Origin of the sequence: Streptomyces diastatochromogenes (assembly GCF_002242805.1) — a bacterium.
GTDB classification, from domain to species: Bacteria; Actinomycetota; Actinomycetes; order Streptomycetales; family Streptomycetaceae; genus Streptomyces; species Streptomyces diastatochromogenes.
Genome location: NZ_MCGQ01000031.1, coordinates 122406 through 136766 on the forward strand (window position 1 = coordinate 122406; position 14361 = coordinate 136766).

At 73.1% G+C, this 14361-nt stretch carries 15 protein-coding genes; 10 read left to right on the forward strand and 5 right to left on the reverse strand.

All coding sequences use genetic code 11. The annotated features are described in order from the left end of the window. Nucleotides 1-10: 10 nt before the first annotated feature. The 10 genes from BEK98_RS32105 (at nucleotide 11) to lgt (ending at nucleotide 8867) form a co-directional block, all read left to right on the forward strand. On the forward strand, nucleotides 11-1489 hold the full coding sequence (locus BEK98_RS32105) for an anthranilate synthase component I (protein WP_094220237.1): 1479 nt from the start codon (nucleotides 11-13) through the stop codon (nucleotides 1487-1489). A gap of 52 nt (nucleotides 1490-1541) precedes the next feature. Further along, nucleotides 1542-2180 (forward strand): TIGR02234 family membrane protein, encoded by a 639-nt coding sequence (locus tag BEK98_RS32110; protein ID WP_094220238.1) that lies wholly within the window; start codon nucleotides 1542-1544, stop codon nucleotides 2178-2180. A 141-nt stretch (nucleotides 2181-2321) separates the two neighbouring features. Continuing rightward, complete coding sequence (locus BEK98_RS32115) at nucleotides 2322-2579, forward strand: HGxxPAAW family protein (RefSeq protein WP_094220239.1); 258 nt, start codon at nucleotides 2322-2324, stop codon at nucleotides 2577-2579. Between the two features lie 540 nt (nucleotides 2580-3119). Continuing rightward, entirely contained in the window at nucleotides 3120-3560 is a 441-nt protein-coding gene (locus tag BEK98_RS32120) for a DUF2752 domain-containing protein (protein WP_244202082.1), read from the forward strand. Between the two features lie 163 nt (nucleotides 3561-3723). Next, nucleotides 3724-4533: an indole-3-glycerol phosphate synthase TrpC gene (gene trpC, locus BEK98_RS32125; protein WP_094220241.1), complete on the forward strand. Its 810-nt coding sequence runs from the start codon at nucleotides 3724-3726 to the stop codon at nucleotides 4531-4533. Between the two features lie 21 nt (nucleotides 4534-4554). After that, nucleotides 4555-4785 carry a tryptophan biosynthesis modulator TrpM gene (trpM, locus tag BEK98_RS32130; protein ID WP_094220242.1) on the forward strand — a complete coding sequence of 77 codons (231 nt, stop codon included), beginning with the start codon at nucleotides 4555-4557 and terminating at the stop codon, nucleotides 4783-4785. Nucleotides 4786-4864: 79 nt separating this feature from the next. After that, nucleotides 4865-6148 carry a tryptophan synthase subunit beta gene (trpB, locus tag BEK98_RS32135; RefSeq protein ID WP_094220243.1) on the forward strand — a complete coding sequence of 428 codons (1284 nt, stop codon included), beginning with the start codon at nucleotides 4865-4867 and terminating at the stop codon, nucleotides 6146-6148. Then, nucleotides 6145-6963, forward strand: a complete 819-nt coding sequence (trpA, locus tag BEK98_RS32140) for a tryptophan synthase subunit alpha (protein ID WP_094220244.1) — start codon at nucleotides 6145-6147, stop codon at nucleotides 6961-6963. Before trpB ends, trpA begins: the two co-directional genes overlap by 4 nt. A 62-nt stretch (nucleotides 6964-7025) precedes the next feature. Further along, nucleotides 7026-7799 (forward strand): DsbA family protein, encoded by a 774-nt coding sequence (locus tag BEK98_RS32145; RefSeq protein WP_094220245.1) that lies wholly within the window; start codon nucleotides 7026-7028, stop codon nucleotides 7797-7799. A gap of 84 nt (nucleotides 7800-7883) precedes the next feature. After that, nucleotides 7884-8867: a prolipoprotein diacylglyceryl transferase gene (lgt, locus tag BEK98_RS32150; RefSeq protein ID WP_094220246.1), complete on the forward strand. Its 984-nt coding sequence runs from the start codon at nucleotides 7884-7886 to the stop codon at nucleotides 8865-8867. Nucleotides 8868-8935: 68 nt separating this feature from the next. Here lgt and BEK98_RS32155 read toward each other — a convergent pair whose 3' ends face one another. From BEK98_RS32155 to BEK98_RS32175, 5 genes are read right to left on the reverse strand one after another with little or no spacing between them, the layout of a single operon-like run. After that, nucleotides 8936-9748 carry an HpcH/HpaI aldolase/citrate lyase family protein gene (locus BEK98_RS32155; protein WP_094220247.1) on the reverse strand — a complete coding sequence of 271 codons (813 nt, stop codon included), beginning with the start codon at nucleotides 9746-9748 and terminating at the stop codon, nucleotides 8936-8938. Then, nucleotides 9745-10950, reverse strand: coding sequence for a CaiB/BaiF CoA transferase family protein (locus BEK98_RS32160; RefSeq protein WP_094220248.1), 1206 nt, complete (start codon nucleotides 10948-10950; stop codon nucleotides 9745-9747). Before BEK98_RS32160 ends, BEK98_RS32155 begins: the two co-directional genes overlap by 4 nt. Next, nucleotides 10947-11840 carry a ribokinase gene (gene rbsK / locus BEK98_RS32165; protein ID WP_094220249.1) on the reverse strand — a complete coding sequence of 298 codons (894 nt, stop codon included), beginning with the start codon at nucleotides 11838-11840 and terminating at the stop codon, nucleotides 10947-10949. Before rbsK ends, BEK98_RS32160 begins: the two co-directional genes overlap by 4 nt. Next, entirely contained in the window at nucleotides 11837-13198 is a 1362-nt protein-coding gene (locus BEK98_RS32170) for an ADP-ribosylglycohydrolase family protein (RefSeq protein WP_094220250.1), read from the reverse strand. The genes rbsK and BEK98_RS32170 overlap by 4 nt, the downstream gene beginning before the upstream one ends. After that, nucleotides 13186-14361, reverse strand: a complete 1176-nt coding sequence (locus BEK98_RS32175) for an ADP-ribosylglycohydrolase family protein (RefSeq protein ID WP_094220251.1) — start codon at nucleotides 14359-14361, stop codon at nucleotides 13186-13188. Before BEK98_RS32175 ends, BEK98_RS32170 begins: the two co-directional genes overlap by 13 nt.

Below are 14361 nucleotides of genomic sequence, written 5' to 3' on the forward strand. Positions count from 1 at the left end.
GTCAGCCGCCATGGACCTCGAGACCTTCCGCAAGCTCGCCACCGACCGACGCGTCATCCCGGTCACGCGCAAGCTCCTCGCCGACGGCGACACCCCGGTCGCGCTCTACCGCAAGCTCGCCGCCGAACGCCCCGGCACCTTCCTGCTGGAGTCCGCGGAGAACGGCCGCTCCTGGTCCCGCTACTCCTTCGTGGGCGTGCGCTCCGCCGCGACCCTCACCACCCGGGACGGCGAGGCCCACTGGCTCGGCGCCCCGCCCGTCGGCGTCCCCACCGGCGGTGACCCGCTCGCCGCCCTGCGCGCCACCCTCCAGGCCCTGCACACCCCGCACCAGGAGGGCATGCCGCCCTTCACCGGCGGCATGGTCGGCTACCTGGGCTACGACATCGTCCGCCGACTGGAGAAGATCGGCCCCGGCGAGCGCGACGACCTGAAGCTGCCCGAGCTGACCTTGCTCCTCACCAGCGACCTCGCCGTCATGGACCACTGGGAGGGCTCGGTCCTGCTGATCGCCAACGCGATCAACCACAACGACCTCGACACGGGTGTCGACGAGGCGTACGCGGACGCCGTGGCCCGGCTCGACGCGATGGAGGCGGACCTGTCCCGCGCGGTCGCCCAGCCACCCGCCGTCCTCCCGCCCTCCGAACTCCCGGAGTACACCGCCCTGTGGGGCGGCCCCGACTTCCAGGCGGCCGTGGAGGACGTCAAGGAGCGGATCCGCGCGGGCGAGGCCTTCCAGGTCGTGCCCTCCCAGCGCTTCGAGACCCCGTGCACGGCGAGCGCGCTGGACGTGTACCGGGTCCTGCGGGCCACCAACCCGTCGCCGTACATGTATCTCTTCCGCTTCGACGGGTTCGACGTCGTCGGCTCGTCCCCCGAGGCGCTGGTGAAGGTCGAGGACGGGCGCGCGATGGTCCACCCCATCGCCGGCACCCGGCACCGCGGCGCCACCCCGCAGGAGGACCAGGCCCTCGGCGAGGAGCTGCTCGCCGACCCCAAGGAGCGCGCCGAGCACCTGATGCTGGTCGACCTGGGGCGCAACGACCTCGGCCGGGTCTGCGAGCCCGGCTCGGTGGAGGTCGTGGACTTCATGTCCATCGAGCGCTACTCGCACGTGATGCACATCGTCTCGACGGTCACCGGCAAGGTGGCCGAGGGCCGTACCGCCTTCGACGTGCTGACCGCGTGCTTCCCGGCGGGCACCCTCTCCGGCGCCCCCAAGCCCCGCGCCATGCAGATCATCGACGAACTGGAGCCGTCCCGGCGCGGCCTCTACGGCGGCTGCGTCGGCTACCTCGACTTCGCCGGCGACTCCGACACCGCCATCGCCATCCGCACGGCCCTGCTCCGCGACGGCACGGCCTATGTGCAGGCCGGCGCGGGCATCGTTGCCGACTCGGACCCGGTCGCCGAGGACCAGGAGTGCCGCAACAAGGCCGCCGCGGTACTGCGGGCGGTCCACACGGCGAATCGTCTCGGACGGTAGGGACCGTCTGATGTGAACCCCGGGTGATGGTTCGCCCGGGGTTCAGGCGATAGTGGAGTACGTGACTGCCGTACCGAACCCCCGTTCCGAAGCCGCCGCGCCCGTCCGGTCCGGTCGGCGGAGCCTCGCCGTCGCTCTGCTGTGTGGTGCGCTCGGCGCGGCCGTGGCGCTGCTCGCGACCCGGCAGCGCTGGGCGGAGGGCACCGCCACGGTGGCCGGCGGCGCGTTCCCGCTGACCGCCAAGGGCAGCGACGTCACGGGCGTCCCGGCGGCCCTCGCCATAGTGGGCCTCGCCGCGCTCGTCGCCGTCTTCGCCGTCCGCAGGGCGGGCCGCCTCGCCGTCGCCGCGCTGCTCGCCCTCTCCGGCGCGGGCACCGTCGCCGCCGCCCTCATGGGGGCCTCCGACAGCTCCGCGCTGGACGAGAAGGCCGCCCAGGCCACCGGCGACACCTCGGCCACGGTCGCCGCCCTCAGCCACACCGGCTGGCCGTACGTCGCCGCCGCCGCCGGCGTCCTGATCCTGCTCGCCGGGCTGCTCGCCCTGCGCTACGGCAGCCTGTGGCCCGCCATGTCCGGCCGCTACGAGCGCGGGGCCGACCGCCCGCGGCGCACGGCGCGCCCGGTGGACCCCGAGCGGCCCGAGGAGATCTGGAAGGCCCTCGACCGCGGCGAGGACCCGACCGGGGCCTGAGCGCCCGGGCAGTACCCCCTTGGCGGTCGCTGGATGTGGCGAACCAGACGCCACCCCCGCGTCCGGCACGCGTGCGCGTACGGGACAATGGACGACGAGCGTCCGGCTCGGACTAGGACACACAGCAACGAGGAGCAAGTCATGGCGGGCAGCAGCCACGGTCACACCCCGGCCGCCTGGACCGGCGTCACCATCGCCTTCATCGGTTTCTGCGTCGCGGGCGCCTTCATGGTGATGGCCCAGCCGATCGGCTTCTGGGCCGGCATGGTGATCGTGGTCCTCGGTGGCGTCGTCGGCTCCGCCATGCGCGCCATGGGCCTCGGCCAGCCGAAGAAGTCAGCCGCCGTCGCGCACGCGACCCCCACCGCGACCCGCGAGCCGGTCACCGCCGAGAGCTGAGCACCACCGCTTCCCGCGAGGGGCGACCGCAACCCGAAGAGGGTACGGGCCGCCCCTTTCGCGTGTTGTGGGGGATCGGGGGCGGGAGCGTGCGTCGCCGATGGCTGCGCGCGGGCCCGGGTGGGGTAGCTCCGCTGGGGCTGCCCCTTGAGCGTGCTGTCGGGGCGTAGGGCAGGCGGGGGCGTGCTTCGCCGGCTGCTGGTCGCGGGCCGTGCGAGTCAGCGCCGCCGGGCTGCCGCTTGCGTGTGCCGTGGGGGCATACGGGGGCTGGGGGCGCACGTCGCCGACGGGCGCGGGCCCGGGCGGGTGGCGTTGCCGGGGCTGCCGCTTGCGGGTGGCGTGGGCGTATCGGGGGCGTGCTTCGCCGGCTGCTGGTCGCGGGCCATGCGAGTCAGTGACGCCAGGGCTGTCCCTTGCGCGTATCGCGGGCAGGAGGGGGGAGCGTGCGTCGCCGACCGCTGCGCGCAGGCCCGGGCGAGACGGTGCCGCCGAGGACGCCCCTCGCGCGCGTGGCGGGGGCGTGCGGGGCAGAATGCCAGCGTGAATGCCGACAGTCGTAGCGCCCCGCGCACCAGCCCGCCGCCCGCCCTGTGGGGGCGGCTCGCTCTTCCGGCCAGCCTGCTCGCGGCCGTCGGCGGGGCCTTCGCGTACGTCGGCACGGTGGACCCGAACGAGCCCGGCCACTACCCGGTGTGCCCCCTGTACCGGCTGACCGGCCTGTACTGCCCCGGCTGCGGCGGACTGCGCAGCGCGCACGCCTTCGTCCACGGTGACTTCCTCTCCGCCCTGCACGACAACGCGATGGGCGTCGCCGCCTACTTCGGCTTCGCGGTGCTGTGGACCGTCTGGGTGGTCCGCGCGGTGCGCGGCCGACGGGTGCGGATCGAACTCGGGCGGGTGCAGATGTGGAGCGTCGGCGCGTTGCTGCTGGTCTTCACCGTGGTCCGGAACCTGCCGGGCGGCGGCTGGCTGCACCCCTAGACCGCTCTCGTGGACCGCTCCCGGACCGCCCACGGAATGTCCAGGTCGTGGGACCGGTATAGATCGGATGCAGGGCCATAGTGGACCTCCGGATACCATCGGAGTGACCAAGGGTTTTCAATCAGAACCCAAAGGAACAACCGTCTGAAAGGGGGCCGCTCGCGTGAGTGTGCTCGACGAGATCATCGACGGAGTCCGTGCCGACCTCGCGGAGCGGCAGGCACGCGTCAGCCTCGACGAGCTCAAGGAGCGTGCGGCGAAGGCCCCCGCCGCCAAGGACGGGGTTGCCGCGCTCAAGGGCGACGCTGTCAAGGTGATCTGCGAGGTCAAGCGCTCCAGCCCCTCCAAGGGCGCGCTGGCCGCGATCGCCGACCCGGCCGGGCTCGCCGCGGACTACGAGGCGGGCGGTGCCGCAGTCATCTCCGTCCTCACCGAACAGCGCCGCTTCGGCGGCTCGCTGGCCGACCTTGAGGCCGTCCGCGCGCGCGTGGACATCCCCGTCCTGCGCAAGGACTTCATCGTCACGTCGTACCAGCTGTGGGAGGCCCGGGCGTACGGCGCCGACCTCGTGCTGCTGATCGTGGCCGCCCTGGACCAGCCGGCTCTCGAGTCGCTGATCGAGCGTGCCGTCTCCATCGGACTCACCCCGCTCGTCGAGGTGCACGACGAGGAGGAGGTCGAGCGGGCCGTGGCCGCGGGCGCCAAGATCATCGGCGTCAACGCGCGCAACCTGAAGACCCTGGAGGTCGACCGCGGCACCTTCGAGCGGGTGGCTCCGGAGATCCCCGAGGGCATCATCAAGGTCGCCGAGTCCGGTGTGCGCGGGCCGCACGACCTGATCGCGTACGCCAACGCCGGTGCGGACGCGGTCCTGGTGGGCGAGTCCCTGGTCACCGGCAAGGACCCGAAGACCGCGGTCTCCGACCTGGTCGCGGCGGGCGAGCACCCCGCACTGCGGCACGGCCGAAGCTGATCAACGGCTAGGCTTGCCGCGATGACTCCGACCACGCCCGTCAAGGCCGCGGACCGGTACGCCCGCCTCGCGCGCGGCTGCCGCCCGCGTGGCTGCCGCGCGCCCGCCCGCAGGGTGCACGGCCGACGGGTGCGGTACGTCATCGGTGACGAGCCCGGGCAGGTCAACGGCATGCGATGGCAGCGCCCCCTCGGGGGCGCGGGGCAGTGCCCGAATACGCGGCTCCGCCGCGTGGGCGCGACCAGCCACTGACGGTCGGCACTCGACCGACAAAACCCCGCCCCCACGGCGACCAGTGCTGTTCACACACCACTCACCGTGAGGATTTCGCATGCCCAGCCAGTTCTTCATCCCTGACCCCGAGGGTCAGGTCCCGAGCGTGGAAGGCTACTTCGGCGCCTTCGGCGGCAAGTTCATCCCGGAGGCCCTCGTCGCCGCCGTGGACGAGGTCGCCGTCGAGTACGAGAAGGCGAAGCACGACCCCGAGTTCGCCCGCGAGCTCGACGACCTGCTCGTCAACTACACCGGCCGCCCCAGCGCCCTGACCGAGGTGCCGAGGTTCGCCGAACACGCCGGCGGTGCCCGGGTGTTCCTCAAGCGGGAAGACCTGAACCACACCGGCTCCCACAAGATCAACAACGTGCTCGGCCAGGCGCTGCTCACCAAGCGCATGGGCAAGACCCGCGTCATCGCGGAGACCGGCGCCGGCCAGCACGGCGTCGCCACGGCCACCGCCTGCGCCCTCTTCGGCCTCGACTGCACCATCTACATGGGCGAGATCGACACCCAGCGCCAGGCCCTCAACGTGGCCCGTATGCGCATGCTCGGCGCCGAGGTCGTCGCCGTGAAGTCCGGCAGCCGCACGCTGAAGGACGCCATCAACGAGGCGTTCCGGGACTGGGTCGCCAACGTCGACCACACCCACTACCTGTTCGGTACGGTCGCCGGCCCGCACCCCTTCCCGGCCATGGTCCGCGACTTCCACCGGGTGATCGGCGTGGAGGCGCGGCGCCAGCTCCTGGAGCGCGCCGGCCGGCTCCCCGACGCCGCCGTCGCCTGCGTCGGCGGCGGCTCCAACGCCATCGGCCTCTTCCACGCCTTCATCCCCGACGAGGGCGTCCGCCTGATCGGCTGCGAGCCGGCCGGGCACGGCGTGGAGACCGGCGAGCACGCGGCCACCCTGACCGCGGGCGAGCCCGGCATCCTGCACGGCTCCCGCTCCTACGTCCTGCAGGACGACGAGGGCCAGATCACCGAGCCGTACTCCATCTCGGCCGGTCTGGACTACCCGGGCGTCGGCCCGGAGCACTCCTACCTGCGCGACAGCGGCCGCGGCGAGTACCGCGCGATCACCGACGACGCCGCCATGCAGGCCCTGCGCCTGCTGTCGCGGACCGAGGGCATCATCCCGGCCATCGAGAGCGCCCACGCCCTGGCCGGCGCCCTGGAGGTCGGCAAGGAGCTGGGCAAGGACGGGCTGATCGTGGTCAACCTGTCCGGCCGCGGCGACAAGGACATGGACACCGCGGCGCGCTACTTCGGCCTCTACGACACCGACGCCGAGGTGGCCGCCAACGAAGCCGACACCGCCGAGATCGAGGGGGACGCCAAGTGAGCGGGAACATTCAGCTGCTGTCCGACACCCTCGCCGCCGCCAAGGCGGAGGGGCGCTCCGCCCTCATCGCCTACCTCCCGGCCGGCTTCCCCACCGTGGACGGCGGCATCGAGGCGATCAAGGCCGTCTTCGACGGCGGCGCCGACGTCGTCGAGGTCGGTCTGCCGCACAGCGACCCGGTCCTCGACGGCCCGGTGATCCAGACCGCCGACGACATCGCCCTGCGCGGCGGGGTCAGGATCGCGGACGTCATGCGGACGGTGCGCGAGGCGCACGAGGCGACCGGGAAGCCGGTGCTCGTGATGACGTACTGGAACCCCATCGACCGCTACGGCGTCGAGCGCTTCACCGCCGAGCTGGCCGAGGCGGGCGGCGCGGGCTGCATCCTGCCCGACCTGCCGGTCCAGGAGGCGGGCCTGTGGAGGGAGCACGCGGAGAAGCACGGCCTCGCCACCGTCTTCGTCGTCGCCCCGAGCAGCAAGGACGCGCGGCTCGCCCAGATCACCGCGGCGGGCAGCGGCTTCGTCTACGCGGCCTCGCTGATGGGTGTCACCGGCACCCGTGCGTCGGTCGGTGCGCAGGCCCACGACCTGGTCGAGCGCACCCGGGCCACCGGCACCGCGCTGCCGGTGTGCGTCGGCCTCGGCGTCTCCGACGCGGCCCAGGCCGCCGAGGTCGCCGGCTTCGCCGACGGTGTCATCGTCGGCTCGGCGTTCGTGAAGCGGATGCTGGACGCCCCGGACCACGCCTCCGGCCTCGACGCCGTGCGCGGGCTCGCGGGCGAGCTGGCGAAGGGCGTACGCGGACAGGCGTAGTCCGAACGGGTGGACCTCAGGCCGGGGAGGCGCGCTGCGCCTCCCCGGTTCGTTCTGGGGGTGTGAGCGAGAAGAACCGTGACGGAAAGCGCACCGCCCGGGAGCGGCTGGCGGTCGAGCGCGAGAAGCAGAAGGCCGCGGAGAAGCGACGGCGCGCGCTGATCGTGGGCGCGAGCGTCGTCTGCGTCCTGGGGCTCGCGGCGGTGATCGGCGTGATCGCCGCCAACTCGGGCAAGGAGAAGAGCAGCAGCGCGGGCCCGGTCGTGGCGCCCTCGGGCGCGCAGGGCAAGGACAGTCTCGCGATCCCGGTCGGCAAGGACGGCGCCAAGGCGACACTCACGGTCTGGGAGGACTTCCGCTGCCCGGCCTGCCAGGCCTTCGAGACGATGTACCGGCCCACGCTCCACGAACTCACCGACGCGGGCAAGCTCAGAGTCGAGTACCACCTGGTCCGGCTGATCGACGGCAATCTCGGCGGCACCGGCTCCCTGCGCGCCGCCAACGCCGCCGCCTGCGCCCAGGACGCCGGAAAGTTCCGCGACTACCACGACGTGCTCTACGAGAACCAGCCCAAAGAGACCGACGACACCTTCGCGGACAACGCCAAGCTGATCCAGCTGGCCGGCAAGGTGAAGGGCCTCGACACCCCCGCCTTCCAGAAGTGCGTCAAGGACGGCACCCACGACAGCTGGGTGAACAAGTCCCACAAGGCCTTCCAGGCCGGCGGCTTCAGCGGCACGCCCACCGTCCTGTTCGGCGGCAAGAACATCTACGCGGACCAGACGATGACCCCGGCGAAGCTGAAGCAGATGGTGGAGGAGGCGAACCGCGGGTAAGCGTGTTTCTCACGTCCCCGTTATGGACCCGTAGCCGGGCTGCTTGCCGTCCCCACGGCCCGGCACGGTAGCGTCGACCTTGCCATGGAACTTGCCTACATTCCCAGTCCGTCGCGCGGGGTCTGGAACCTCGGTCCGATCCCGCTGCGCGCCTACGCCTTCTGCATCATCATCGGCGTCTTCGTCGCCGTCTGGCTCGGCAACAGGCGCTGGATCGCCCGGGGCGGGCGAGCCGGCACGGTTGCCGACATCGCCGTATGGGCCGTTCCCTTCGGTCTCGTCGGCGGTCGGCTCTACCACGTGATCACGGACTACGAGCTGTACTTCAGCGCGGGCCGTGACTGGGTGGACGCCTTCAAGGTGTGGGAGGGCGGCCTCGGTATCTGGGGCGCGATCGCGCTCGGCGCGGTGGGCGCCTGGATCGGCTGCCGGCGCCGGGGCATCCCGCTGCCCGCCTACGCCGACGCCATCGCCCCCGGCATCGCCTTCGCGCAGGCCATCGGCCGCTGGGGCAACTGGTTCAACCAGGAGCTGTACGGGCGCGAGACGCATGTTCCGTGGGCGCTGCACATCACCTCCTCCGAGGGCGGCCGGGTGCCGGGCTACTACCACCCGACCTTCCTCTACGAGTCCCTGTGGTGCATCGGCGTCGCCCTCCTGGTCATCTGGGCCGACCGCCGCTTCCAGCTGGGCCACGGCCGGGCCTTCGCCCTGTACGTCGCCGCGTACTGCGTGGGCCGCGGCTGGATCGAGTACATGCGCGTCGACGACGCCCACCACATCCTGGGCCTCCGCCTCAACGACTGGACCGCGATGATCGTGTTCCTGCTGGCGGTGACGTACATCGTGGTGTCGGCGAAGAAGCGGCCCGGCCGGGAGGCGGTTGTCGAACCGGGTGCCTCCGACGGTCCGGCCGAGGACGCCTCAGGTGCTGAGGCCGACGGTGAGGAAGCCGACACCAAGGCCGACGCCAAGGCCGACGCCGAGGCCGACACCGAGGTCGAGGACAAGGCCGAGCCGGATGCCGTGGAGGCGAAGGACGAGCCGGAGTCGGCGAAGAAGAGCTGACGACTGGTTGTACGACACCGAGGGCGCCCGGAATCTTCTGGGCGCCCTCAGTGTGTGGGGGAAGAAGTTCAGCGACTCCGCCCCAACGACAGGGTCCGCTGCGCCGCCGCCACCACCGCCGCGTCGACGAAGCGGCCGTCGGGGAGGGCCTGGGCGCCCTCGTTCGTCGCCGCTGCCTTGATGATCGTTTCCGCTGCCTCGATCTCCGCGTACGTGGGCAGATACGCCCGCTCGATCACCGGCAGCTGCCGCGGGTGGATCGCCGCGCGGCCCAGGAAGCCGAGGGCGCGGCCGCGGGCGCAGGAGGTGGCCAGGCCGTCCAGGTCGCGGATGTCGGGGTGGACGGACTGGGGCGGCGGTGCCAGGCCGGCCGCGCGGGCGGCGACGACCACCCGCGAGCGGGGCCAGTCGAGACCCGCGTCGGCCCGTACGCCCAGGTCGGCCCGGAGGTCGGCCTCGCCGAGGGAGACGCCCCGCAGGGACGGGTGGGCGGTGGCGATGGCGAAGGCGTGCTCGATGCCGAGGGCCGACTCCAGCAGGGCGTACAGGGGGACGGGCGTGGCCACGGCGACCTGCCTGATCTGGCCCGGGGACGTCACCTTCGGGAGCCGTAGCCCGGACATGCCCGGCAGCGTGGCCAGCGCCGTCAGGTCGGCGGCCGCCCAGGGGCCGTCGAGGGCGTTGACGCGGACGTGGACCGGGACGGGCTGCGGCTCGCCCAGACGCTCGGCCGTGGCCGCGCGCGCGTACTCCTTGCGGTCGGGGGCGACCGCGTCCTCCAGGTCGATCACCACCACGTCGGCGCCCGCGGCCAGCGCCTTGGCCACGACGTGCGGGCGGTCGCCGGGGACGTACAGCCAGGTCAGCGGGAACGGCGTCACAGGGCGCCCTCCTCGCGCAGGGCGCGCAGCTCGGCCGGGGCGAGGCCCAGCTCGGTGAGCACCGCCTCCGTGTCGGCGCCGTGCGGGCGGCCGGCCCAGCGGATCGCGCCGGGCGTCGCGGACAGCCGGAAGAGGACGTTCTGCATGCGCAGCGGGCCCAGCTCCGGGTCGGTGACGGTGGTGACCGTGTCCAGGGCCTGGTACTGGGGGTCCGCCAGGACGTCCCGGGCGTCCTGGACCGGGGCGACCGCCGCATCAGCCTTCTCGAAGGCCGCGAGGACCTCGGCGCGGGTGCGGGCCGCGATCCAGGAGCCCACCGCCTCGTCCAGGACGTCGGCGTGCGCGGCCCGGTCCGTGCCCGTGGCGAACCACGGCTCCTCGATCAGCTCCGGGCGGCCCACCAGCCGCAGCACCCGCTCCGCCACCGACTGCGCGGAGGTGGAGACGGCGACCCAGCGGCCGTCGGCGGTGCGATAGGTGTTGCGCGGGGCGTTGTTCGCGGACCGGTTGCCGGTGCGTTCCTGGACGTAGCCGAGCTGGTCGTACCAGGTGGGCTGGGGGCCGAGGACGGCGAGGATCGGTTCGATGATTGCCATGTCCACGACCTGCCCCTCGCCGGTCCGGTCCCGCGCGGACAGGGCCGTCAGCACGGAGTACGCCGTGGCCAGACCGGCGACCGAGTCCGCGAGCCCGAACGGCGGGAGCGTCGGCGGTGCGTCCGGTTCGCCGGTGAGGGCCGCGAAGCCGCTCAGCGCCTCGGCGAGGGTGCCGAAGCCGGGCCGGTGCGCGTAGGGGCCGAACTGGCCGAAGGCCGTGACCCGGGCGAGGACCAGCCGCGGGTTGACGGCGGACAGCTCCGCCCAGCCCAGCTCCCACTTCTCCAGGGTGCCGGGGCGGAAGTTCTCGATCACCACGTCGGCGGTGGCGGCGAGCCGGAGCAGGGTCGCGCGGCCGCCGGGCTTGGACAGGTCGAGGGTGATGGTGCGCTTGTTGCGGCCGAGCACCTTCCACCACAGGCCGACCCCGTGCTTCGCCGGGCCGTGCCCACGGGACGGGTCGGGCCGGTCCGGATGCTCCACTTTGATCACCTCGGCGCCGAAGTCGCCGAGCAGGGTGGCGGCCATGGGGCCGGCGAAGAGGGTGGCCAGGTCCAGGACGCGCAGGCCGGTGAGGGGCTGCGGGGTGTTCGCGGGGCTGCTCATGCCGTGAACTGCGCGTCGATCTCCGGGCGGTACGGCATCGACGTCGACGCCCCCTCCCGCTGCACGGACAGGGCCGCCGCCGCGGCCGCCCAGGACAGGGCCTCCCGCACCGGTTTCTCCTCGGCGAGGGCCACCGCGAGCGCGCCGACGAAGGTGTCGCCCGCCGCGGTGGAGTCCACGGCCTTCACCCGGGGCGCGGGCACCACCAGGGGTTCGGCGCCCCGGGCCAGATACAGGCTGCCGGTCGCGCCCAGGGTGACGACGACCTCCGGCACCACGTCGAGCAGGGCGGCGGCTGCCTCCCGCGGGTCGGTGCGGCCGGTGAGGGTGACGGCCTCGTACTCGTTGGGGACCAACAGGTCGGTCGCGGCGAGGAGTTCCGGCGGGAGCGGCTGGGCGGGGGCCGGGGTGAGGACCGTACGGACGCCGTGTCTGCGCGCCGCCTGCGCGCCCGCGACGACCGCGGCCAGCGGGATCTCCAGCTGGAGCAGCAGCGCGTCGACGGAGGCGAGCAAGCCCTCGTCGCCGGGTGCGAGATGGTCGACGGTGCCGTTCGCGCCCGGGATGACGACGATGGAGTTGCCGCCCTCGTCGTCCACCACGATGTGCGCGGTGCCGGACGGGCCCTCGACCGTGCGCAGGAAGTCGGTGTCCACACCGGAGTGTTCGAGGGTGTCGCGCAGCCGCACGCCGAAGGCGTCGTTGCCGACCGCGCCGATCATCGTGACCGTGGCGCCGGCGCGGGCCGCGGCGATCGCCTGGTTGGCGCCCTTGCCGCCGGGGATCGTACGGAACTCCCGTCCCGTCACGGTCTCGCCGCGCTGCGGAGCCTTGGTGACGTAGGTGACGAGGTCCATGTTGGTGCTGCCGAGGACGGCGATGTGGGTCATGGGCGGGTCGCCTCCAGGTGCGTGAGGTGGGCGAGGGTGTCGAAGCCGGTGCCGTCGAAGTCGGCGACGGTGGTGGCGAGCCGGTTCTTCAGCGGGGCCCGCCAGCGCTCGGGGAGCGCGCCCGGCGTGCCGGCGAGCAGACCGGCGATGCTGCCGGCGGTCGCTCCGGCCGAGTCGGTGTCCCAGCCGCCGGACACGGCACGGCAGACGGAGCCGGTGAAGTCGCCGTCCGCGTGGGTGAGCGCGGCGACGATCAGGGCGGTGTTGGGGACGGCGTGGACCCAGTGGTGGGTCGCGGAGTAGGTGGCGTGGAGTTCGTCCACGACATCGTCGAAGTCCTGGTGCCTCCTCGCCGACCGGAGGGCGTGGTCGATCGCCCGTGCCAGGCGGGAGCGGGGTGGGACCACCGTGCGGCCGGTGTGCAGGCAGGCGTGGATGTCGTGGGTGCCGGTGGCCGCCGCGGCGAGGGTGGCGGCCGTGAACATCGCCGCGTAGACGCCGTTGGCGGTGTGGGTGAGGCGCGCGTCGCGATGGGCCTGTTCGGCGGCGGCCCCGGGGTCGCCGGGGTTGGTCCAGCCGTGCACGTCGGCACGGATCAGGGCGCCGATCCATTCGCGGAACGGGTTGCGGTGGCGGGCGGTGTGCGGGGGTTCGATGCCGGTGAGGAGGTTGCGGAAGGCGATGCGTTCGGCGGTGAAGGTGCGGCCGGGCGGGAGTTCGTCGAGCCAGAGCTGTGCCACGTCGGTGGTGGTGAAGGCCCTTCCGTGGCGCCCCAGCAGGAGCAGGTTGAGGAGGGGGTAGTTGAGGTCGTCGTCCTCGGGCATGCCGTCGATGTTCTCGGCGAGGGAGGTGGTGGCCGAGCGGCGGTTCCAGGGGTACTGGGCGAGGAGGTCCCCGGGGACGCCCCTTGCCGTGAAGTACGTGGTCAGGGGCCAGTTCCCGGTTGCCTTGGCGAGGGCGCGGATGCCGTCGAGGGGGAGTTTCTCGACGGGTTTGCCGAGGAGGCAGCCGATGGCTCTGCCGAGCCAGGACGCTTCGAGGGTGAGGGGGGTGGGGGCGGGGGCACTCACCTGCGGGGGCCAGTCCGGGCACAGGGCCTTGATCTTCGCCAGGTCCGTCGGCTCGTCCTCCGCCAACTTGCTCGGCAGGTCGGCCAGTTCGTCCAGCAGGTCTTCGGCGAGGAGGCGTAGGTAGCGGGACGCGCGGTTCGGGGAGGCTCCCGCTCGCTCCGGAGGCTCCAGGCCTCCCGCCGCGCGCCATCGCGCCTCGATCCTCGACGGTTCCCGGCCGTCCAGGCGGGCCTGGTGCAGCTCGTGGCCCAGCAGGTCCTCCGGCTGGACCCAGGTCAGGCGGAGCATGGCGTGCCTCCGAGCGACGCGAAGGCCTGCTCGTGTGCGCGTCGGCGGTGTACGTCCTGTGCGAAGACCTCGCGGGTGACCGCGGCCAGGGTGCGGGCCGGCTCCCACAGGTCCAGGCGGCTCGCCTCCGCCACCGTCTTCGCCCAGTCCTCGGGCACGGGGGAGCCCAGGGCGCCCGCGAGCGCGCCGGCCATCGTGGCGATCGAGTCGCAGTCGCGGCCGTAGTTGACCGCGCCCAGGACCGCCTGGCGGTAGTCGCCGCCGGAGACCAGCAACATGGCGAGGGCGACGGGCAGTTCCTCGATGGAGTGCAGCCGGGAGGGGCGGCGGGCGCCGAGGGAGGGGGCGCGGTAGTCGGGGCCGACCGTGTCGTACGGGGACACCGCCTGCCGGAGCGGGACCAGGGCCGACTCGAAGTCGCCGTGTTCGCACGCCACTTCGCAGACCTTCTCGATCGCCGCGCGCGTGCCGTCCTTCGCCAGGGACAGGCAGGCGGTCACCACCGAGTCCGGGGTCGCGCCCGGTGCGGTGGCGGCGGCGACCGCCGCGGCGAGGACTCCGGCGGCCTCACGGCCGTACGACGACTGGTGCGCACCCGCGATGTCCAGCGCCTCGGCGTACGCCCCGGCCGGGTTGGCCGCGTTGACCAGGCCGACGGGGGCCATGTACATCGCCGCACCGCAGTTGACGATGTTGCCGACGCCCGCTTCCCGGGGGTCGACATGGCCGTAGGCCAGCCGTGCCACGAGCCACTTCTCGGCGAGGAAGAGGCGCTGCAGCGGCAGGGCCTCGGCCTCCAGCTCGGGGATCCAGCGCGGGTTGGTCATCAGGTCCGGGACCAGGTGGTCGGCGACGGCGTACGCGTCGAGGTGGTCACGGACGCGGGCGTAGACCCGGACCAGCGCGTGGGTCATCAGGGTGTCGTCGGTGACGTGGCCGTCGCCCTTGTGGTACGGGGCGATGGGGCGGGCCGTGCGCCAGGCGTCGCCGTGCCAGGGGCCGACGACGCCGTGCACCCGGCCGCCGTGCCGCTCGGTGATCTGGTCGGGGGAGTAGCCCTCGACGGGGCCGCCGAGCGCGTCGCCGACGGCGGCTCCGACCAGGGCTCCGGTGATCCGTTCGTCCAGATTGGACCCACGGCTTTCTTCTCCTATGGGCGTCAT